Source organism: Veillonella sp. 6_1_27, from assembly GCF_000163735.1.
In the GTDB taxonomy this organism is placed as follows: domain Bacteria; phylum Bacillota; class Negativicutes; order Veillonellales; family Veillonellaceae; genus Veillonella; species Veillonella parvula_A.
The window spans coordinates 417,340-438,983 of the sequence record NZ_GG770215.1; the positions used below are offsets into that span (position 1 = coordinate 417,340).

Annotated in this window: 18 protein-coding genes, 1 other RNA gene and 1 other annotated feature; all 19 genes read right to left on the minus strand. The window is 38.3% G+C overall.

Annotated elements, in window-relative coordinates; all coding sequences use genetic code 11:
- Positions 1-18 precede the first annotated feature (18 nt).
- Positions 19-3,201, minus strand: a complete 3,183-nt coding sequence (locus HMPREF0874_RS01970; protein ID WP_008601054.1) for an efflux RND transporter permease subunit — start codon at positions 3,199-3,201, stop codon at positions 19-21.
- Between the two features lie 14 nt (positions 3,202-3,215).
- Positions 3,216-4,343 (minus strand): efflux RND transporter periplasmic adaptor subunit, encoded by a 1,128-nt coding sequence (locus HMPREF0874_RS01975; protein WP_008601056.1) that lies wholly within the window; start codon positions 4,341-4,343, stop codon positions 3,216-3,218.
- A 272-nt stretch (positions 4,344-4,615) separates the two neighbouring features.
- Positions 4,616-4,957: a transfer-messenger RNA gene (gene ssrA / locus HMPREF0874_RS09895) on the minus strand.
- A gap of 177 nt (positions 4,958-5,134) precedes the next feature.
- Positions 5,135-6,289: an 8-amino-7-oxononanoate synthase gene (bioF, locus tag HMPREF0874_RS01980; RefSeq protein WP_004697385.1), complete on the minus strand. Its 1,155-nt coding sequence runs from the start codon at positions 6,287-6,289 to the stop codon at positions 5,135-5,137.
- Position 6,290: 1 nt separating this feature from the next.
- A complete protein-coding gene (locus tag HMPREF0874_RS01985; RefSeq protein WP_039964970.1) occupies positions 6,291-7,022 on the minus strand; it encodes a 6-carboxyhexanoate--CoA ligase in 732 nt (243 codons plus the stop codon).
- A complete protein-coding gene (locus tag HMPREF0874_RS01990; RefSeq protein WP_008601058.1) occupies positions 7,022-7,522 on the minus strand; it encodes a hypothetical protein in 501 nt (166 codons plus the stop codon). The genes HMPREF0874_RS01985 and HMPREF0874_RS01990 overlap by 1 nt, the downstream gene beginning before the upstream one ends.
- Before the next feature lie 154 nt (positions 7,523-7,676).
- A complete protein-coding gene (smpB, locus tag HMPREF0874_RS01995) occupies positions 7,677-8,147 on the minus strand; it encodes an SsrA-binding protein SmpB (RefSeq protein ID WP_004697155.1) in 471 nt (156 codons plus the stop codon).
- Positions 8,148-8,155: 8 nt separating this feature from the next.
- Positions 8,156-10,519 (minus strand): ribonuclease R, encoded by a 2,364-nt coding sequence (gene rnr, locus HMPREF0874_RS02000; protein WP_008601061.1) that lies wholly within the window; start codon positions 10,517-10,519, stop codon positions 8,156-8,158.
- Positions 10,520-10,577: 58 nt separating this feature from the next.
- Positions 10,578-10,814 (minus strand): preprotein translocase subunit SecG, encoded by a 237-nt coding sequence (gene secG / locus HMPREF0874_RS02005; protein ID WP_004695991.1) that lies wholly within the window; start codon positions 10,812-10,814, stop codon positions 10,578-10,580.
- A 5-nt stretch (positions 10,815-10,819) separates the two neighbouring features.
- Positions 10,820-11,494 (minus strand): RNA polymerase sporulation sigma factor SigH, encoded by a 675-nt coding sequence (gene sigH / locus HMPREF0874_RS02010; RefSeq protein ID WP_008601064.1) that lies wholly within the window; start codon positions 11,492-11,494, stop codon positions 10,820-10,822.
- A 73-nt stretch (positions 11,495-11,567) separates the two neighbouring features.
- Positions 11,568-12,101, minus strand: a complete 534-nt coding sequence (locus HMPREF0874_RS02015) for an NYN domain-containing protein (protein ID WP_008601066.1) — start codon at positions 12,099-12,101, stop codon at positions 11,568-11,570.
- A 2-nt stretch (positions 12,102-12,103) separates the two neighbouring features.
- The gene (gene rlmB / locus HMPREF0874_RS02020; protein ID WP_008601068.1) at positions 12,104-12,835 is read right to left on the minus strand and encodes a 23S rRNA (guanosine(2251)-2'-O)-methyltransferase RlmB; all 732 of its coding nucleotides are present in this window, start codon (positions 12,833-12,835) and stop codon (positions 12,104-12,106) included.
- Position 12,836: 1 nt separating this feature from the next.
- The gene (locus tag HMPREF0874_RS02025; RefSeq protein WP_008601070.1) at positions 12,837-13,313 is read right to left on the minus strand and encodes a Mini-ribonuclease 3; all 477 of its coding nucleotides are present in this window, start codon (positions 13,311-13,313) and stop codon (positions 12,837-12,839) included.
- Positions 13,303-14,751 (minus strand): cysteine--tRNA ligase, encoded by a 1,449-nt coding sequence (gene cysS, locus HMPREF0874_RS02030; protein ID WP_008601072.1) that lies wholly within the window; start codon positions 14,749-14,751, stop codon positions 13,303-13,305. The genes HMPREF0874_RS02025 and cysS overlap by 11 nt, the downstream gene beginning before the upstream one ends.
- Before the next feature lie 49 nt (positions 14,752-14,800).
- Positions 14,801-15,007 (minus strand) — a binding site (T-box leader).
- Positions 15,008-15,246: 239 nt separating this feature from the next.
- On the minus strand, positions 15,247-16,200 hold the full coding sequence (locus HMPREF0874_RS02035; RefSeq protein WP_230949586.1) for a bile acid:sodium symporter family protein: 954 nt from the start codon (positions 16,198-16,200) through the stop codon (positions 15,247-15,249).
- Positions 16,201-16,336: 136 nt separating this feature from the next.
- A complete protein-coding gene (gltX, locus tag HMPREF0874_RS02040) occupies positions 16,337-17,806 on the minus strand; it encodes a glutamate--tRNA ligase (RefSeq protein ID WP_008601075.1) in 1,470 nt (489 codons plus the stop codon).
- A 2-nt stretch (positions 17,807-17,808) separates the two neighbouring features.
- Positions 17,809-18,984, minus strand: a complete 1,176-nt coding sequence (gene ispD, locus HMPREF0874_RS02045; RefSeq protein ID WP_008601077.1) for a 2-C-methyl-D-erythritol 4-phosphate cytidylyltransferase — start codon at positions 18,982-18,984, stop codon at positions 17,809-17,811.
- On the minus strand, positions 18,968-20,119 hold the full coding sequence (locus HMPREF0874_RS02050; RefSeq protein ID WP_004696009.1) for a PIN/TRAM domain-containing protein: 1,152 nt from the start codon (positions 20,117-20,119) through the stop codon (positions 18,968-18,970). The genes ispD and HMPREF0874_RS02050 overlap by 17 nt, the downstream gene beginning before the upstream one ends.
- Positions 20,120-20,134: 15 nt before the next feature.
- Entirely contained in the window at positions 20,135-21,508 is a 1,374-nt protein-coding gene (gene radA / locus HMPREF0874_RS02055; protein WP_008601081.1) for a DNA repair protein RadA, read from the minus strand.
- Between the last annotated feature and the right edge of the window lie 136 nt (positions 21,509-21,644).

Sequence of the window (21,644 nt, forward strand, 5' to 3'; positions counted from 1 at the left end):
ATTATCTAATGTAAATGATTAGTCGTGATTTTTTTTGCGGTTTGTAAACAAACCAGGCCCAAGTGTTTCAATGATGATGAACAGCATTGGAATGATAAAGATACCAAACAATGTTGCTGTTGTCATCCCTGCTACTACAGTAATACCCATGGATGTACGAGCACCAGAACCAGCACCAGTAGATACTGCCAATGGCAATACACCAAGGATAAACGCAAAGGATGTCATCAAAATTGGACGTAAACGAATTTTTGCAGCTTCGATAGCGGCATCAACAACGTTCATACCACGTTCGTCAACACGGATCTTAGCGTACTCAATAATCAAAATCGCATTTTTGGCAGCCAAACCAACAAGGGTTAAGAGACCAATCTGCATGTAAATATCATTAGCTAAGGAATATCTGCCTGTAAAGTTCAACAAGAATGGAACTAAAGAAGCACCAATCATACCAGATGGTACGGAGAACAATACGGCAAATGGTACCTTCCAAGATTCATACAAGGCAGCCAAAATTAAGAATACAAATACTAGACCTAAACCAAGAATCATGATGGTTTGAGAACCAGCTTTCAACTCTTCACGAGATTGACCTGCCCAGTCATATGTATAACCGGCTGGTAATGTTTTAGCTGCCGCCTCTTTCAATGCATTAATCGCATCACCAGAGGAGTAACCATTCGCTTGAGAACCACCGATTTGTACAGCCATCGCATTATCAAAACGAGTAATACTAGACGGTGTACCTGTTTGTTCTTTCGTAATATAGTTAGAAACTGGAACCATAAGGCCCTTGCTATTACGAACAGCTAGCATATTAAGCTGTTCCGCATTTTGACGGTAAGCGTCTTCAGCTTGAACTACTACTTTATAGTTTTTACCATATGTAGTAAAGTCATTGACTTGAATACTACCATAGAAACCTTGCAATGTAGTAAAGATATCAGCTAATGCCACGCCATCTTGAGCCGCTTTTTCACGATTCACATCAAATTGTAAGGATGGTGTAGATGTATCAAATGTAGTGTAAATAGATCGAATTGCTGGACTCTTACGAGCTTCTGCTAAGAATTCATTAGCACGTTCCGCCATAACTTGTGGGCTGTCACCAGCTTTGTTAATGAGGTACATGCTGAAACCACCTGTAGAACCTAGACCAGGAATAGATGGTGGGTTCATAGCAATTACAGTTGCTTCTGGTACCTTTTCAGCAGCAAAGCCAAATGTTTGACCAACCATGGCATTAATTGATGTTGCTTGTGTTGTACGATACTTCCAGTCAGACATAGTAGCAAAGATTACACCTGCACTTGATTTTTGACCACCACCTAAGAGGTCAAAGCCTGCTACTGTAAATACTTCTTGGAATAATTGCTCATCTTTTGGCTTTTCAGGATCATTTTTACCTTCCAAGAAAGAGGCAATTTTTTCAAGGGTCGCCATCGTACGCTCAGATGTGGAACCTGGCGGCTCATTAACAGCAATCATGTAATAACCGCTATCCTCTGCAGGTACAAAGGATGTAGGCAAGAAGTGGAATACTAAGCCTGTTCCCCCCGCAAAGATAAGCAATGCAATAACGGTTAAGCTCAAACGATGGCTTAAACGAGCCAATTGGATACCATACCAATTGCTGAAACGTTCTAGGCCTGCATTGAATTTATTTAACTGACGATGTACCCAATCTTCACGCTCTTTAGGTGTGTGAGGTTTTAACATCGTAGCACATAGTGCTGGTGTTAATACAAGGGCAACAATCGCAGAAATAACAACAGATACAGCGATTGTTAATGCAAACTGTTTGTAAAGAATACCTGTCATACCACCCATGAAGGCAACTGGTACGAATACAGCTACCAATACAAAGGCGATACCAATTACAGGGCCTTGTACATTTTCCATCGCTTTAATAGCCGCCTCTTTCGGAGGTAAGCCATTATATTTTAATTCATACTCTACCGCTTCTACTACTACGATAGCATCGTCAACAACGAGGCCGATAGCCAATACCATGGCGAATAATGTTAACGTATTGATAGAGAAATCAAGTAATACGAAAGCACCAAATGTACCTAGCAAGGATACTGGAACAGCAATCATAGGAATGATCGTAGATCGCCAAGATTGTAGGAACACATATACTACGATAAGAACGAGTAACAATGCTTCTACAAATGTATGCTCTACCTCTTTAATGGAAGCACTTACGAATTTAGTATTATCTACAACTACGTTATATTGCATATCTGGTGGGAAAGATTTAGATTGTTCATCTAGTACCTTCTTAACATTCGCAATAGTTTCTAATGCATTCGCATCATTTTGTAAGGAAATAGCAAAACCTGCTACCTCTTTATGTGCGGACTTAGCAATAAAGTCATATCCTTTAGCACCAATTTGAATGCGAGCAACATCTTTTAGATGCAATACCTTACCATTAGAGCTTTTAATAGCAATATTACCAAATTGTTCAGGTGTTACAAGACGACCTTCAATTTTGATAGGGTATTGAAATGCTTGTTCCCCATTAGTAGGATTTTGACCAACTGTACCTGCAGCAGCCTGTAAGTTTTGTCCCTTAATAGCTGCTGTTACTTCAGAAATGGTAACACCAAGATTTTGCATCTTCGCTGGATCTAACCAAATGCGCATAGCATAATCAGAACCGAACTCTTGTACAGAACCGACACCCTTAATGGCTTTAATAGCATCCATCATATAGTTGGTACTATAGTTCTTTAAGAATGTAGAATCATAAGTACCATCAGGTGAGTTCAAGGAAAATACCATAGCCATATCACCAGAAGATTTAGTAGTTGTAACACCAACTGCTTGTACCTCTGCAGGTAATTGAGCAAGTGCTGCTTGTACACGGTTTTGTGTATTAACCGTATCCATATCGGCATCTGTGCCTTGATTGAACTGAACAGTCAAAGAGTAACTACCATTACTAGAGCTACTAGATGTCATATAGTCCATATCTTGTACGCCTACGATTTGTGTTTCAATAACACTGGCTACCGTATCATTAACAACTTGAGCCGTTGCACCTGTATAGGCAGTGTTTACACGAACTGTAGGTGGAGAAATTTGTGGATATCGAGCTATCGGAAGGTTCATCATAGAAATGAGACCTACCAAGGTAATAACAATGGCTATTACAATGGCAAAGATAGGTCGATTAATAAAGAATTTCGACACGATCTAGCCCCCTTCTATTTTGTAGCTTTTAATTGTTCTTTTGAAAGCAATTTAGCATTAACCTTCACACCGTTTTTAACCTTAGTTAAGCCATCAACGATGATTGTGTCTCCAGGTGCTAAACCGGCTTTAATAATTGTATCGCTACCACTTGTACCGCCAACTTCAACACTTTTTTGTTCTACTACACCATCAGCATTTACAACATAGATAAAGTTTTTATCCATGATTTGAAGAATGGCACGACTAGGAACAAGAATAGCATCTTTAAGTTTTTGACCAGGAGAAATCACTGTAGCAAACATATTTGGCAATAACAAATGATCAGGATTTGGGAAAGATGCTTTCAACACAAGCTTACCTGTTGATTGATCAAGACTTTTTGCTGCTTGAACAATAGAACCCGGTTGATTATATGTTTCACCGTCTGCAAGTTTTAATTGAATGTTTGGACCATTGGAATCATCGCCAGTTGGATTTTTCATGAAGTCAAGATATTCTTGTTCAGTCATACTAAACTCAACAAAGATAGGATCAATGGAGTCAATTGTAACTAATGTTGTAGAACCAGCTTGTACAAATGCACCCATATCAATATCATCCATACGTAATGTACCGGAATATGGTGCATATACCATTGTGTCACCCAAGTTATCTTGAGCAATCTTTACAGATGCTTGGTATGCTTCATATGCTGCTTTAGCTTGTTCTGTAGTACTGCGTTGCGTATCTACACGTTGCTGCGCAATCGCATCTTGTTGAGCCAATGTTTCATAACGATTAAGATCTACTTCAGCATTTTTATAAGTCGCATTAGCTTGAGCAGCTTGTGCTTCTGCATTAGCAAGACTAGCTTCGTATTGACGAGAATCGATACGATATAATGGCTGGCCAGCAACAACTTGCTCCCCGCCTTTAACATATTTTTCAACTACGTAACCGGTTACACGAGCATGTACAGCTACAGAGTTTTCTGCAACTACTGTACCAGCATAGGTTTGGTTTACCTGTGCATCACTTGCAGTAATTTTGTATGCATTGACACTCACGTCGCCTGCTTGCTGTTGATTACTGCCACAACCAGCAACCATTACAGCGGATACAACGAGAGCCGCTAACATACGGGAATAACGGAACTTCATTATCTGTACTCCTTTACACGAAACTAATCATCTATGTGTCATAATTACATAAATATCTATATATATTTTACAGGATTCTATAGACAAAGTCAATTTTTTCGATACCCTTCCACCTTTATAAAACATAGATAAAATCTGATTTAATTCATATTCATTGTGCACAATCAAACCGATAAAAATTATTGACTTTTATATTTTTTTGTGTACAAAAAAATTCTAGAAGCATAGAACCATTATTTAGCATTCTATACTACTAGCATATATATTCAATATGGTGGAGATGAGGGGAGTCGAACCCCTGTCCAGAAGTGTTGCCATATAGACTTCTCCGAGCACAGTCTATGATTTAGATCTCAGGTTGCTACCGCTCACAGACAAGCTACACAACCCCAGTTCATGTTGTCTCGCCTAATTCATATGAACAACTGAATTAAGCCAGCCTACGGTTTGACGTCCATTCACACTTGGTAGGCACAAGTATGAGGGACGTAGCTTATGCAGCTAATGCAAAATTTTCTTCTGCGTTTAAATGTTTTCCCACCGTTTAACGGCCTCATGGAACGCCGACTCGCTATCTATACCACACGCACCCCTGTCGAAACCTTTACATCCCCGTGTGTCGGTCTCATAATTATAAGCCTATTTAGTATTACTGTCAATTATATGAAACCTTCACCAATTCGGTATATTCACTACTCTTAACCTTCTCAACTTATCTAAATTTGACAATTTTACCAATCCAAGGATTCTTTTATCCCTGTCTTCAGAGGATATATTATCTATTATCATGATTATAACTGTTTCATAGCATTTTGCAGTGATTGGCACACATAATCTATTTGTTCTTTATTATGCGCAGCAGTCACCGTTAGTCTAATTCTACTTTCACCAATAGGTACTGTAGGCGGACGAATAGCGGTGCCTATAATGCCATCCTCATATAGATAATCAGATACGGCAAGTGTATCTTCATTACGCCCTATTAGTATTGGGAAAATTGGCGTTTCATTAGTAGCATCAATTCCCATAGAAATCAATTGATCTGCCATATAGTTTACATTTTCATGTAAACGCGCTAAAACAGATGCATCTGTCTCAAGAACCTGTAATGCAGCTAAGGCCGCCCCTATATCAGCAGGAGATAATGCGGTAGAGAATATAAAACTGCGGCTCGTATTAACGAGATAATCTATGATAGTACTATTTGCAGCTACATAACCACCAACAGAGCCTAGAGATTTACTCAATGTACCAAGTTGTATGTCTACTTCTTTTTCAAGTCCAAAATAGGCCGCTGTACCATGACCATTACCAATAGTTCCCGTTGCATGGGCATCGTCAACCATGAGCAATGCATTGTAATCACGGCTTAATTCATACAGTTTATCTAGTGGTGCAATATCCCCATCCATACTAAATACGCCATCAGTAACTATAAGCTTTCGAGTGTTTCGATCTACCTGTTTTAACAGATACTTTAACTCGTCTATATCACAGTGGCTATATGTTTTTACAGTACCTCGACTTAATCTACAACCATCAATAATACTAGCATGATTAAGAGCATCACTAAAAATAATAGTATTCTTATCAGCTACGGCAGAAATAGTTCCTACATTGGCCATATAACCGGTATTAAATACAAGGGCTTTTTCAGTATTCTTAAATTTAGCTAATGACCTTTCGAGCTCTGTAAATAATGGAAATGTACCAGATACAAGGCGCGATCCACCAGATCCTGTTCCATATTGTTGAGCCCCTTTCAGGGCCCCTTCTATGACACGAGTATCAAAAGTTAAGCCCAAATAATTATTTGAAGCCATCATTAAATATTCTTTATCATCTCGTTTTACTCGCACTGCATCTAGAGGACAGTATTCTCTTAAGGTTCGTAAATTATGGTTCTCTATCTTAGAATCTAATTGTTCTTTAAAAAATTTGTACATTCTATCTCCGTTGAACAAGTACTGGAGTACGCTCCAAATACTCAATTACACTTTCACTATCTATATCAGACCGTACAAAGAAAACGCGGCCCCCTATATCTGAACCAAATTCTTTCATATTAGGAAGGCGATGGTATACACCATTACAAGCAACATAACCTACTGTATAGTCTGGATCATCAGACCAACATAATTCGCCCACAATACCATCTGCTGATTGAACCTTTGAAGCTAATACTAAAGCCTCTCTCATATGTTCATTATCACCTAATGCATAAGAGTCAAAGGAGTCCATATGACTAACACGTACTCCGCGGTCACCTGTATCTAAGCGCTCGCCAGTAATGGCATCCACTAACATAGCGCCGCGCATAGATTTATCTAAACTTTTTAACAAAGATATAGCTTTAAGAACAGCTGCCTCACTAATATGAGGACCTTGTAAAAGCTCAGTCGCCAATTGATGGGATTCAGAAATACTACTAGTTTTATGTTCCTCTACCTTAAGACAGTCAATATATGTAATCTTCTCCGGTGGGATTAAATCTACAGTAATATTGATAAAATCAGCTCTTCCTTTACTGTGATGCAGTGCGCGATCAGCTAACGATTGAGCTATAGCCCCTACTTCTTCTAACTTCACAATCCGCTCTGCCCCAGAAATATGGTGGCCCCCTTTTTCATGGGGACCACCTTGAGCAGCACGCATGCGTACACTATATAATTCGTCCATTATGACACCTTACCTTTAATCATATTTGTTTGAGGTACTTGGTTGTGAATTTTACGGAATACTTTCACAAACACTGGTGCCATAATTACCGTAAAGATCATTCCAGGAACTGCTAGGGCAATCATTGGCAATGCAGCCTTTCCAATATATAAAGACAAAGATAGTCGCGCCAAAGCAGATGCAATTGGCCCAGAAATCATGATGCCAATCATATGGTTTTGACACATCCAAAGAATAAGACCTACGATGAGGCGGAATTGCATGGCAATCATAACATTAAGAATAGATTGTGTCCCTAATGCTAATCCAATCAAACTAGATAAACATCCACTAATAATATACTTTTTGAACCCAAATACCGCACATATAGCTACTGCTAACGGCGCAGACAGTTGAAACTCTATGCCAGGAATAATATTAGGTATTTTAATTGCCCCTAATACTGTAATCATAGCCGTTAAAATAGCAACCTCTGTAATGTACCGAATGTTCTGATTCATGATGTTTCTCCTCTACTTAGAAAATGTCAACCACAAACACGACCCTTTGTTTACATTATAATTTCAATATACATATTTATCAACTAAAAATACAAGATAAGTTGACAAATATCACAAAAAAAAAGACCGAGTCAAATGACTCGATCTTTTTATCTTAATATTTTTGTTGCTCTTTTAGACGCTTTGCAATATCTCGCTTAGCATCACGTTCTGCCATATCTTGACGTTTATCGTATAACTTCTTACCAGTTACAAGGCCTACTGTAACCTTCACATAGCCATGGCTAAAATGGAAATTAAGCGGCACCAAAGAGAACCCTTTCTCCTTAACTTGAGCATGCAATTTATTAATTTCAGATTTATGCATCAACAATTTGCGGGTCCGTTCGGGTTCATGATTAAAGCGATTTCCCTGTTCATATGGGCTGATATGAACGCCATACAACAAAAGCTCGCCTTTATCAATACGACAAAAGCTATCCTTTAAGTTCAGTTTACCTTGGCGTATAGATTTAATTTCAGTACCTGTCAAAGCAATGCCTGCTTCATAAGTTTCATGAATATTAAAATCATGACGGGCCTTACGATTGTCAGCAATAAGAGATGGACTAGATTGTTTTGCCATATATACCTCTATCGTTTACGTTTACTTTTAGATTTCTTAGATTGACTACGCTTAGTCGTTTTAGTAGACTTCTTACGACTTGATTTACCTTTACTAGATTTTTTACTGAAAGCATCGTATCTAGAATGACCAGATTTATTACTATCACGTCGTGAAGATTTTTTACTGGATTTGCCTGAAGATTTACGATCTTTACGACTACCAAAGCTATCGCGACTAGTTGCATAGTCAGAACCATTGCGCAATTGTTCTTGTATAGCCATTAGATTATTGACTTCACCTAGTACAAAGTCGATTTGTTTCTTTTCTACATCGGCTTTTACTAATGTAACAGTTACCTTTTCACCTAAATGATAGGTTTTACCTGTTCTCTTGCCTACAAGCACAAAATGTTCTTCATCGAAGAAATAGTAATCATCGTTCATCATGCTCATATGCACAAGGCCATCGATACCGTTTTCTAATTCTATAAACATCCCAAAGGATGTAATACTAGAAATAGTTCCCTCGAAGACTTCCCCTACAAATGGAACCATGTATTGAGTCTTTTTAAGATCTACTGTGTCTCGTTCGGTCTCAGTAGCTACTTGCTCCTGTATAGAAGAATGTTCAACAGCTCCAGCTAAGAATGCTTCCTCTACATCCCGTTTAGAATAACCATTTTTCCAATGCATATCTGCTTTTAAAAGGCGGTGAACCATTAAGTCAGGATATCGTCTAATAGGAGATGTGAAATGCGTATAACATGTAGATGCCAAGCCAAAATGACCCACATTGTTGGTACTATATTTAGCTTGCTGCATGGAACGCAAGGTCATAATTTGAGCTACTTGCTCAATATCTTGCCCTTTTACTACATCTAAGATTTTTTGGAAATCTCGTGGTGTCACACCATCAGTACTTAGAACTAGGTTTTGACCTAAATAATTAAGCACCTTTTGGAATAAATCTAGTTTTTCCTCACTAGGATTCTCATGAATACGATATACCGATGTACGGTGTGTATGCTCTAAATGTGTAGCCACTGTTTCATTGGCAATGAGCATACATTCTTCGATAAGTCGCTCTGCCATAGTTCGGTCGCGTTTTACAATACGCAACGGCGTACCGTCGAGGTCAAGTAATACCTTATACTCAGGAAAATCAAAGTCTAATGCCCCTCTACGACGACGCATCCGATTTAAAATCTTTGAAATCTCTGCTAAATCGCGAAGCATAGGTATAAAATCTACTAAATCGTCAGGAATGATATTTTCTTCAAGCGCTTTATAAACTTCCTTATAGCTACAACGACGTCCTACGTGGATAATAGACGGACGAATACGATAATTAACAACTGTACCCGAATCATCAATCTCCATCATGCACGTCATAGCATAGCGGTCCTCATGTGCATTTAAACTACAAATACCATTCGATAATACCTCTGGTAACATTGGTACTACGCGGTCCACTAAGTAAACTGAAGTCCCCCGCTTGTATGCTTCATTATCAATAGGCTGGCCTGAAGTAACATAATGACTAACATCCGCAATGTGTACACCTAGCTCATAATTACCATTTGGTAATTTACGACCACTTACAGCATCGTCAAGATCTTTTGCATCTTCTCCATCGATAGTTACCATTTGTAAGTCTCTAAGATCCCACCGCTTCGGATCTTCATGAACAATAGTATCTATCTTCTCACTTGCCTCAATTACCTCTTTAGGGAATGCAAAAGGAATCTTATGATTAGCCATAATACAGTTAATGTCTAGGCCTACATCCCCCTTATAACCTAAAATTTCTGTTATAATTCCTTCAGGTTTTTTATTGCCTTCAGGCCATTTTGTAATTTTTACTAAAACTTTAGCGCCACTACGAGCATCTAAAGTATTTTTTAAGTCCACAAAAACATCAGTACCAATGCGTTCATCATCAGGTACAACAAAGCCAAAATGTTGTTGTCTATCGTAAGTACCCACAATAGTTTCGTTGGCACGCTCAATAACATCAACGATGATGCCTTCACGTTTATGCTTAGTATAATCTGATGGTACAATGCGAACACGTACCTTATCATTATGCATAGCAGTTCCTTTATTTTGTTCTGCTACATAAATATCTTCATCATCCAGCATAATAACAAATCCATAAGATTTACGACATCCTTTGTAGATACCTTCATATTCTTCATGCTGTTGATCTTCATATCGGTATACATCTGGTCGAGATGAAGTTAATACCCCTTCACGGGCGAGCATTTTCGCAGATCGAATAAACATTTCAAGATCTTTGCCACCTCGAATACGATTATCCATTGCTGCATCCTCAATATGGTATGCATGTGGTTGTATAGATTTATAAAAGTCCAATACCTTCTTCTTCAAGTCTGCACCCCCTTATTAGGATGAAAAAAGAAAAAGCCTGCAAAGCAGGCTTTCATCATTAGAATTGATTAATCATTGCCCCTAATACTAAGCTCAACACAGCAAAGATAATCCCCAATATAATCGTACATTTAGATAAGAAAGCATCTAAACCGCGTTGCTTACCACCAAAAGAAGAGTCTGCCGCACCAGAAACAGCACCGCCCATGCCTGCATTTTTGCTATTTTGTGCAACAACTACTACAATTAATAAAATAGATACGATTACTTCTACAATCATTAAGAAATTTGTCACGACTGTCATCCTTCCTGTGATGCTCGATGCGAGCTCAATACACGATGTTCTAAATACTTCTCTAATTTACGTTTTACCCTTTGTAGTGCATTATCAATAGATTTAACACTACGATCTGTGACCTCAGCCATTTCTTGATAGGAACGTCCATCAAGGTATCCTTCCAAGACTTCCCATTCGAGATCACTTAAAATATGACCAATATTGCGCTCAATATCATTTAGTTCCTCTTGACTGATAATGAGGTCTTCAGGATTTGTAATCTTTGATGAAGATAGCATTTCAATCAATGTACGCTCCGAGTCCTCTGTATACACCGGTTTATTTAAGGATATATAGGAGTTCAAAGGCGCATGTTTTTGTCTTGTAGCCGATTTAATAGCTGTAATAATTTGTCTAGTTATACAAAGTTCTGCAAAGGCTCTAAAAGACGCTAATTTATCATGTTTAAAATCTCGCGTTGCCTTATAGAGTCCAATCATCCCTTCTTGGATGATATCCTCTCGATCGGCACCTACCAAAAAATAGGAGCGAGCCTTAGCTCTTACAAAGTTCTTATATTTATTAACAATATAATCGATTGCAAACTCATTTTGCTCTTCCTGAGCTATGACCACAACTTGCTCATCGGTCATTTCCTTGAAATTGTAATCGGACTTGCGTGTATGAATCATTTTCATAAGCTCCTCCTTACAATTGAGCGAGAAAAACCAATATATTTATTATACTGGAACGGTATATGATTTTCAACTATCAATGACCTCGACGCAATTTCTCAAGCTTTTCAGCAACTTCAGGAGATAATAAACCTCCCACTTCATTACGACTCACTGAAAATTGATCACGTCTATGTTCATGAGCATATTGAAGTCGTTCTTCTTCCTTAGCTATACGAATCATATTTTGCAACTCACGAGCAGGAATACGCAACCCGCCAGAGCCTAGAATTTGATTTTGCTCTGCTCCATCGGAGGTCACAACATATACATTAGTATATTTACCTTTACGTAAAAATACCTCTCGTTCAATAAAGGAATCCGCCGTTTCTCCATCCTCAGTATACACTTCGATAAATCCACTTGTAATGGATTCAATGGAGCCTCCAGATTTTGTATACTTACCATCAAATACAAGGATTACTTCGTAACCCTTAAATTTACCATAGTTCAACAATCTATCTCGAAGCTCCATCCTCGCATGTTCTAAGGACTCATGAGCCAATTTCTTCAAATGAGTCCAAGCAAAAATAACATTATAGCCGTCTACAATTAAGATATCTTTTAGCATGATTATTTCGCCTGGCGTTGACGTACCGCCTCATACATAAGAACTGCAGCTGCAACAGATGCATTCAAAGAATTCAAATTTCCATACATAGGAATTGTTACAAGGAAATCACAAGCTTCTTTTACAACGCGACTAATCCCCTTACCTTCATTACCAATGACGATAACGGTTGGAATTGTCATGTCAGCCTCGTACAAAGTGCGGTCACCTTCCATGTGGGCTCCCATCACCCAAAACCCTTGTTTTTGAAGTTGTTTTATGGTTTGTGCTACATTGCCAACTTGTACAAGTGGAATTTGTTCAATAGCACCAGCAGAGGTCTTCGCAACAGTAGCATTAATGGGCGCATTATGTCGTTTAGGAATAAGTACAGCCGTCGCTCCCACACATTCAGCTGTACGAATGATGGCTCCCATATTATGTGGATCTTCAACACCATCCGTTAAGATCAACAAAGGAACCTCATGAGTCGTTTCTTGTAATACCTCACCCAACTCCTTAAATTGAACGGCCGATACAAGAGCTATAACACCTTGATGAGGTACTTCCAAATCGTACTTATTCATTTGTTTTATAGGTGTTGGTCTAACTTCAATTCCTTGAGATTTAGCAAGACCTACAATATCAGCTAACCCTGTTTTTACCTTATCTTCACTGACCAGAATACGTTGAATAGAACGGCCACTTTTAAGGGCTTCTTTAACCGCATTGCGACCTACAATATAATTATCCATACTACATACCTCGTAGAGTTATAGAAAAGGCTTGCCCCAAGATATGCTGTAAGCGGTCTTCTTGGCGCGTTTCATAAAGAAATCCTAGTACTGCTTCAAAGGCCGTACTACTGCGATATTCTTGAACAGTACTACTTTTAGGCACGTTTACATTACTATTTCTAGCACGGCGTGCAATAGCTTGTTCCTCTTCTGTGAAAGCATCTTCTATTTCTAGCAATACTTTTGCCTGTGATTTAGCACAAATAAATTCAGTAACAATTGTATGCAATACCTGTACCTTTGTGATATTCATTTGTACCACGCGTTCACGCACATACATGGAGTATACTGCATCACCGATATATGCTAGCATAACTGCATCAGCACTTAAGCACTCCTCTATTGTTCGTTTGCGCAAACGAAGCGGCTCTTCTTCAAGAGCCGTTAGTTTTTTTATCGCTTCATTCTTTAAGAATTGAAATTGTTTAAACTTCACGTTTTTTCCACCGTGCACCTTGAGGAGAGTCCTCAATGGTAATACCAATCTCAGCTAATCGATCGCGGATACAATCAGCTAATGCCCATTGTTTCTGTTCGCGACAAGCTTGACGTACAGAAAGAATAACTTGCATTAATTCTTCGTATTCAGCAGCATTGGCGCCCGTGTTGCCTTCCCAAGCTTTTTCGAGAACACCAATAACATCTGTCATAAATTTGAATATTCGTTTCACTTCAGCAATTGCCTCTTGGCAAACAACGCCTTCTCTACTTGTTACAGCTTGATAGTAGATATTAATTTCTTTTGCAAGACCGAACATACTAGAAGTTGCTAGAGCAGTGTTGAAATCATCACTCATAGCATCCTCAAATTCTTCTTCGTATGCTTTCGCTTTTTCTAATAAGCGTTGAGCTTCATCACATGAGCCTGGCTCACATTTTTCAAGGTAAAGAAGGTTTTCAATAGCTGTGCTTAACCGTTCCAAAGATTTATTAGCTTCTTCTAGACGCTCATCAGAGAAGTCTAATGGACTACGGTAATGCGTGCTCAATAAGAAGTAACGCAATGCATCAGGACTATATTGTTCTAAAATATCTTTTACCAAGAAGAAATTATTCAAGGACTTAGACATTTTTTCAGAGTTAATAGTGATAAAACCATTGTGCAACCAGTAGCGCACTGCTGGATGTTGACCAGAGCAACCTTCTGATTGAGCAATTTCATTTTCATGATGAGGGAAAATCAAATCGCTACCACCACCGTGGAAGTCAAATTCTGTGCCTAAATATTTTTGGCTCATAGCAGAACATTCAATGTGCCACCCTGGACGACCATTCCCCCATGGGCTTTCCCAATAAGGTTCACCATGTTTTGCTGCTTTCCACAAAGCAAAGTCCATAGGATTCTTCTTACGACCATCTACTTCAATACGTGCGCCTGCTTCCATATCGTCTAATGTACGACCAGATAACTCACCGTAATGTTCAAATTTCTCCACACTATAATATACATCGCCATCGAGTTCATAGGCGTAGCCCTTGTCAATCAATGTTTGAATCATAGCAATGATATCATCAATATGTGTAGATACACGTGGATAAATGTCTGCACGTTGTACACCTAACACATCCATTACTTCAAAATAACTATCGATATAACGGTTTGCAATGGTATCCCAAGAGACACCTTCACCATTAGAAGTGTTGATGATTTTATCATCCACATCAGTAAAGTTTTGTACATATGTTACTTTATAGCCTACATGTTTCATATAGCGACGAATTACGTCCCAAGTCACGAAAGGACGAGCATTGCCAATATGAGGATGATTGTATGGTGTGACACCACATACGTACATTTTTGCCTCACCTGGTGTTACAGGATTAAAAACCTCTTTTTGGCGCGTCATAGTATTATAAACAGTAATTTCTCTCATCGTTACCGATGCCTCCAATTTTGTAAAATAAAAAAGACCTCTCATCTCATACAGAGACGATGGTCCGCGGTTCCACTCTGTTAGGTACCAATAGCGATACCCACTCATCGCATAACGGTGCGTCGCCGGACAAACCTACCTATAATCGGAGTGTCAGCTCGTGAATGCATTTCATCTACCTATCCATGAACCCTCCCACCATCGGTTCTCGCTAAAAAGTTAGTTGTAGAGTACTTCTTTCAGTCTCAGCTATTAAAATAATCTATATTCATATATAAAAATATTTTACCAATAAAGCTATAGAATGTCAATATTTACAAGAAAGATCCCCATCTTTCATAGGCAGCTATTCACATATCATAATAGGTATTTTAAATAGCTTAATTAGAAAGATGAGGATATATAATCAGAATATTAAATTACTATTATCATTCATAACAATAGCTTTTATAGTACACAAGTAATAATAATGTCATTACATCAAATCAATTAATATTAAGCATTTTCTAATTTATCTTGATCATCATGTTTACGGCAAATACCTGCAAAAATAGATCCTGTAAAGTTATGAATGATGGAGAATACTGCACCTGCTACCGCAGCTTGTGGTGTAAAGTGTTTTAGTGCTAAAGATACGGATAATGCAGAATTTTGCATAGCCACTTCAATTTGCATAGCACGACGAGAAGACACATCAATACTGAGAGCTTTACATATAAAGTATGTCACAACATAACCACTCAAATTTTGTACTAAACACGCTACAAAAATAATGAAACCAGTTTCGGCAATTTGCTTTTGGTTAACTGCAGTTACAGCTGCCAAGATAAGCAATACCGCGATAGCTGCAATGGTTGGACATACAGATTTTACAGGTTCAATTTTTGCGCCAATAAAGTAATTCAATACAATCCCCAAAATAATTGGTACTAACACGATTTTTACAATGGATATAAACATTGGCATAAATTGAATTTCAATAGAAGATGTTGCACCTGCATATAATACGACAAATAAAGGCGTTAAAATAGGTGCCAATAATGTGGATACAGTTGTTGCTGATACGGATAAGGGAACATTACCATTTGCAAGGAAGGTCATTACATTAGAAGCAGTACCACCAGGACATGCACCCAACAAGATAAAACCAATCCCAACTTCTGGAGGAAAATTAAATGCTAAGGCTACTAAGAAACCTGCCAATGGCATCCATAAGAATTGGATTACGGATACGAGAATAACCTTCATTGGTTGCTTAAATACATCAATAAAGACTTGAGCCGTTAATGTTAACCCCATCGCAAACATAACAAACTGTAGCATGTAAGCAATATATGGAGTCATCCAAGAAAATACTGCAGGTAGCATATATGCTAAAACAGCCATCAATAGTACTATCCAGGATAGATAACTATTGAATAAGTGATTAATAGAACGAATAACACTCATAAAAACACTCGCTTTCATAATAAATCAAAATTTAATACGCCGATTATTATAGCATTTCTATAGAATATTAACAACACATACAAAAGGAGTTCACATAACACTTGTTACGTGAACTCCTTTGATTAATTGATCAAATTTATTTTGTTAATGCACCTACATTATCTAAACGATGTAAGCACTTTTCTTTACCAAGTAATGTGACAATATTATTCAAATCCGGACCATGCATTTGACCTGTTAAAGCTACACGGATTGGCATAAATACGAATTTACCTTTTAAAGAGGTTTCTTTCATTACGGCCTTGATTGTTGCTTTTACAACTTCAGGTGTAATTTCATCAAGTTCAGCCAATGCATTCCGGAAAGCGCCGAGAACTGTTGGAGCTGTTTCTTCATTCAATACAGCACGCAACTCCTCTTCATGCCCCTCTTCAAGGAATACTGTTTCGCCCATAAACAAGCCTACATGATCTTTGATTTGAGCACCATAGCTAATATGATCACGGAATGTAGAGCATAATAATGTCAACCAATCAATATCAACTTGATTCAAGCTATCTGGAGCTAAACCAACCTCTTTCAAATGCGGCAAACAAAGGTGGAATAATTCTTCATCGCTCAAATTCTTCATGTAGTGGAAATTTATATGGTTCAATTTATCAATATCAAACACAGCAGGATTTTTCGCTACCCGATCCATAGAGAAAGCCTGAATTAATTCATCTTGTGTGAAGAATTCTTCTTCACCTTCAGGAGCCCAACCAAGAAGTGCCAAGAAGTTTACAAGTGCTTCTGGCAAGTACCCTAATTGTTTGTATTGTTCAACAGAGGTAGCACCATGACGTTTAGACATTTTCTTGTAGTCTTTACCAAGAATCAAGGAAATATGACCAAACTTAGGGACCTTCCAACCAAGAGCTTCATAGATAGCCATTTGACGAGGTGTATTGGATAGATGTTCCTCTGCACGAATAACGTGAGTAATCCCCATCATATGATCGTCCATTACTACAGCAAAGTTATATACAGGAATGCCATCAGATTTTACAATTACAAAATCACCAACGCCATTAGATTCAAAGGATACATGCCCACGTACCATATCATCAAAAGCGTATGTTTTATTCAACGGTACACGCAAACGAATTGTAGGTTTACGACCTTCAGCAATATATTTAGCCTTTGTCTCTTCATCTAAGTGTTCACAATGACCGTTGTATTTTGGTGTTTCCCCACGATCCATTTGATCTTGACGCACCGCATCTAACTCTTCAGGTGTGCAATAACACTCATAAGCTTTACCTTCATCCAATAAACGTTGTGTTACTTCTTTATATAAATCAAGACGTTCTGTTTGACGGTAAGGACCATTATTACCACCTACATCAATGCCTTCATCCCAGTTCATGCCAAGCCATTGTAAGGAAGCTTTAATATTCTCTTCACTTTCACGTGTAGAACGAGCTAAATCTGTATCTTCAATGCGCAATACAAATGTGCCTTTTTCCTTACGTGCTAATAACCAGTTAAATAAAGCAGAACGAGCACCACCAATATGGAATGGACCCGTAGGGCTTGGAGCAAAACGAACTTTCATGGAACTCATGATTAAATCTCTCCTTCATATACAGAAACGACAGCTTGTGCAGCAATGCCTTCACGGCGCCCAATAGCCCCTAGCATTTCATTTGTTGTCGCTTTAATACTAATGCGATCTAATGGTATCTCTAATATAGACTGTAAATTAGCCTTCATCATATCGATGTGAGGTTTTAATTTAGGTGTCTCAGAAATAACCATAATATCAATATTATAGGCTTGTAACCCACGTTCTTTCAATAAGAAATTTACTTTTTCTAGTAAAAGCATGCTAGAAATCCCTTTATACTGGTCGTCTTCAGGTGGAAAATAGTATCCAATATCCCGTAAACCTGCAGCTCCCAACATGGCATCCATCAAGGCATGAATGAGAACATCTGCATCGGAGTGACCATCAGGACCAAGGTCAGATTCGATATGAACACCACCTAAGATACAAGGACGACCTGCTTTTAATTGATGAATATCATAACCAAATCCAACGCGCATACACTTATCCTCAATTCCTAAATATCGTTTTGCTACAGCAATATCATTAGGTGTGGTCACCTTAATATTACAATAGTCTCCACTTACTATATGTACAGGCTTACCTAAATACTCGACGAGGGACACATCATCAGTGCCTAAATATTTTTCATCATAAGCCTTTTGATGGGCCGCTTTAAATAGTTCTTTTTGAAAGCCTTGTGGCGTTTGAATTTGGTATAATTCACTGCGTTTTAATGTTTCTATTACAGTATGCTCTGTATTAACCCGTTTAATCGTATCCGTAGCAGGGACACCTACAGTAGCAGCTCCATATTCTATTGCAGCCCTAACAACAGCATCAAACAGTTCCCTAGATGCTAATGGACGCGCTCCATCATGAACCAGCACAATATTACTATCTTCTGATACAGCTTTGAGTCCATATGCCACAGAATGTTGACGTTCTCTTCCACCAAGTACTATCTTTACAGGAATATGCAAATCCAACCCTTGAATATGGTTAGACATATATTCTTGTTCGCCTTCAGCTACAACAAGAATAATTTCTTTTAAACCTTCAATCTTTTCTACATTCTGTATGGTACGTTGAATAATAGAATATCCTCCTAAAGGAATAAATATCTTATTTTCTTTGTATCCCATACGGCGACCAGCACCTGCAGCGAGAACGATACAACTAATTGCCTTGCCCATTTTGTCCTCCATCTACACGAGCAAAGATCATACGACCAGCACTCGTTTGTAATATGGATGTAACCATAACCTCTACATTTTGACCAACATAAGGCTTACCATCCTCTACGACAATCATCGTGCCATCGTCGAGATAAGCCACACCTTGGTGTACTTCCTTACCTTCTTTCATGATTTGAACGCGAATCCATTCTCCAGCGATTAGAGCAGGTTTTAATACATTTGCCAATTCATTGAGGTTAAGTACTTCTATACCTTGTACACGAGCCACCTTATTCAAGTTAAAGTCATTTGTCATCAACTTCCATTGCTTATCTAAAGCAAGTCGCATAAGTTTTGAATCAACCTCTACAAGATCATCATAATCATCTTCAACGACCTCTATAGCAACCTTATTGGCATCTTGCATATCCTTCAAAATATCAAGGCCACGTCGACCACGGTTGCGTTTCGTAGCATCCGCAGAGTCAGAAATTACCTGTAACTCATTTAATACAAATAGTGGCACCATAAGAGGACCTTCAATAAAACCCGTAGCACATAGTTCTTTGATACGACCGTCAATGATAACTGAAGTATCTAGTAATTTTGGCGTACTAGAGGATTTATCTAATTTATGAGTTGAAAACATTTTAAAACGACTTGTTTTTTTAGTGCTATCTCCTCCCCATTGTTGTACGTAATTATTGTACATTTCGGGGCCTTTACGAGCCATAATTTTAAGTCCACTATATCCAAAAATAGCACTCAAAATTATAGGAATATAAGGTCCTATAATAGGTACTTGATTGAATGCAACACCAATTAGATTTGCAATAATAAGGCCGAATAATAAACCGATGGTGCCTGCAATCAATTCTTGATTTGGAATATGAGTAAGAATACGCTCTAATCTTTTAGCAATTACTAAACCTTGTTTCAAAATAAATGATGAAATCAGATAACCAATAACAAGGCCTAATAGAGTACCTACGATTAATACTGCAATGCGTGCAATTGTTAATGACATGTCCCCAAAAGATTCAAATTGAGAAACCAAATACGGGTCAATAATAGGTGCTAAGCTATCCATTCCCACGTAGGCTGCTGTACCTACTAAAATGGCTATTACATAGCGTAAAATCCGATAAATCATGAAATCACCTCCTAATTATGAAAATACGAGTTGCATCGCCTCTTGTATAGATTTGACACCTTTAATTTTGATAGAACTATCATTATCCTTGATTTGTTTATAGTTGCCTTCAGGAATAATAAACTTTTTAAAACCTAATTTCTTAGCTTCATTAATACGCTGTTCAATGCGAGGAATACTGCGAACATTACCAGTTAAGCCTACTTCACCTAAGATAACCATATCTGTTGGCACGATACGATTTTTTAAGTTTGATACTATAGCAACCGCCATAGATAAATCACAAGCCGGTTCATTTACCTTGAGACCACCGATAACATTTACATACACGTCTTTATTACCTAATGTAAAGCCACAGCGTTTTTCTAAAACAGCCAATAATACGATTAATCGATTGAGATCGTAACCTATCGCCGTGCGTCGTGGCATACCAAAGGCCGTAGTAACTACCAAGCTTTGTACCTCTACTAAGATGGGACGAACCCCTTCAAGGTAAATCATGACGGCACTGCCGCTTTCTTCATCGGAACGCTCGGCTAAAAGAGAAGCAGACGGATTGGACAATTCCTGTAACCCTTCCTCTACCATGGCAAAAATGCCTGTTTCTGATGTAGATCCAAAACGGTTTTTAATAGACCGTAATATACGGAATTGATAGGAACGCTCCCCTTCAAAGTAAAGCACTACATCTACCATATGCTCTAACATACGAGGCCCTGCAATATTGCCTTCCTTTGTTACATGACCAATGATTACAGTAGGTATATTTCGTTCTTTACAGAAGCGAAGTAGGCGAGATGTGCATTCACGAACTTGACTAACACTGCCTGGCGCAGCATCTATATCTCCCGTATACATAGTTTGTATAGAGTCAATGACTAGTAAAGAAGGAGTCATTGCTTCAGCTTGCTCCAATATATGATCTAGATCAGTATCTGCAATAACTTGTAACCGTTCACTATTAATATGCAGTCGTTCTGCTCGAAGTTTAAGTTGTAACTGAGACTCTTCACCAGATGCATAAAGAACTGCTCCTACTGTATCGGCTACCTTCTGGGATACTTGTAGTAACAGAGTAGATTTACCAATACCAGGATCACCACCTAAAAGCATTAGAGCACCAGGCACTATGCCCCCACCTAATACACGGTCAATTTCACCAAAGGTTGTAGATACGTGTGCAATAGAAGAAATTTCGATATCTGGCAAGGCGGTAGGCTTCGTCGTTTGATTTCCAACACCTCGAGAAGGTGTTCGACTATGTTTAGTTTCTTTAATGATTTCTTCAACTAATGTATTCCATTCTCCACATTGTGGACAACGGCCCATCCACTTAGAGGATTCAGCCCCACAATTTTGACAAAAGAATACAGATTTTGCTTTTGCCATAACACCTCAATACATTTAAAAAGAAAGGTCATGAATGATAACCATTCATGACCTTTTATGCATAATTTTACTACATGGTTAACTATCATCATTCTATAGTATACCATTTAACTTATATTTTTTATATGAAAGGTAG

Excerpts from the sequence above, each read along its gene's own strand:
- ispD (WP_008601077.1), bottom strand. The coding sequence starts at position 18,984 with ATGGGCAAGGCAATTAGTTGTATCGTTCTCGCTGCAGGTGCTGGTCGC.
- rlmB (WP_008601068.1), bottom strand. The coding sequence starts at position 12,835 with ATGGATAATTATATTGTAGGTCGCAATGCGGTTAAAGAAGCCCTTAAA.
- HMPREF0874_RS02035 (WP_230949586.1), bottom strand. The coding sequence starts at position 16,200 with ATGAGTGTTATTCGTTCTATTAATCACTTATTCAATAGTTATCTATCC.
- radA (WP_008601081.1), bottom strand. The coding sequence starts at position 21,508 with ATGGCAAAAGCAAAATCTGTATTCTTTTGTCAAAATTGTGGGGCTGAA.
- HMPREF0874_RS02015 (WP_008601066.1), bottom strand. The coding sequence starts at position 12,101 with ATGCTAAAAGATATCTTAATTGTAGACGGCTATAATGTTATTTTTGCT.
- bioF (WP_004697385.1), bottom strand. The coding sequence starts at position 6,289 with ATGTACAAATTTTTTAAAGAACAATTAGATTCTAAGATAGAGAACCAT.
- HMPREF0874_RS01975 (WP_008601056.1), bottom strand. The coding sequence starts at position 4,343 with ATGAAGTTCCGTTATTCCCGTATGTTAGCGGCTCTCGTTGTATCCGCT.
- cysS (WP_008601072.1), bottom strand. The coding sequence starts at position 14,751 with ATGAGAGAAATTACTGTTTATAATACTATGACGCGCCAAAAAGAGGTT.
- HMPREF0874_RS02050 (WP_004696009.1), bottom strand. The coding sequence starts at position 20,119 with ATGATTTATCGGATTTTACGCTATGTAATAGCCATTTTAGTAGGTACA.
- HMPREF0874_RS01985 (WP_039964970.1), bottom strand. The coding sequence starts at position 7,022 with ATGGACGAATTATATAGTGTACGCATGCGTGCTGCTCAAGGTGGTCCC.
- gltX (WP_008601075.1), bottom strand. The coding sequence starts at position 17,806 with ATGAGTTCCATGAAAGTTCGTTTTGCTCCAAGCCCTACGGGTCCATTC.
- HMPREF0874_RS01990 (WP_008601058.1), bottom strand. The coding sequence starts at position 7,522 with ATGAATCAGAACATTCGGTACATTACAGAGGTTGCTATTTTAACGGCT.
- sigH (WP_008601064.1), bottom strand. The coding sequence starts at position 11,494 with ATGAAAATGATTCATACACGCAAGTCCGATTACAATTTCAAGGAAATG.
- smpB (WP_004697155.1), bottom strand. The coding sequence starts at position 8,147 with ATGGCAAAACAATCTAGTCCATCTCTTATTGCTGACAATCGTAAGGCC.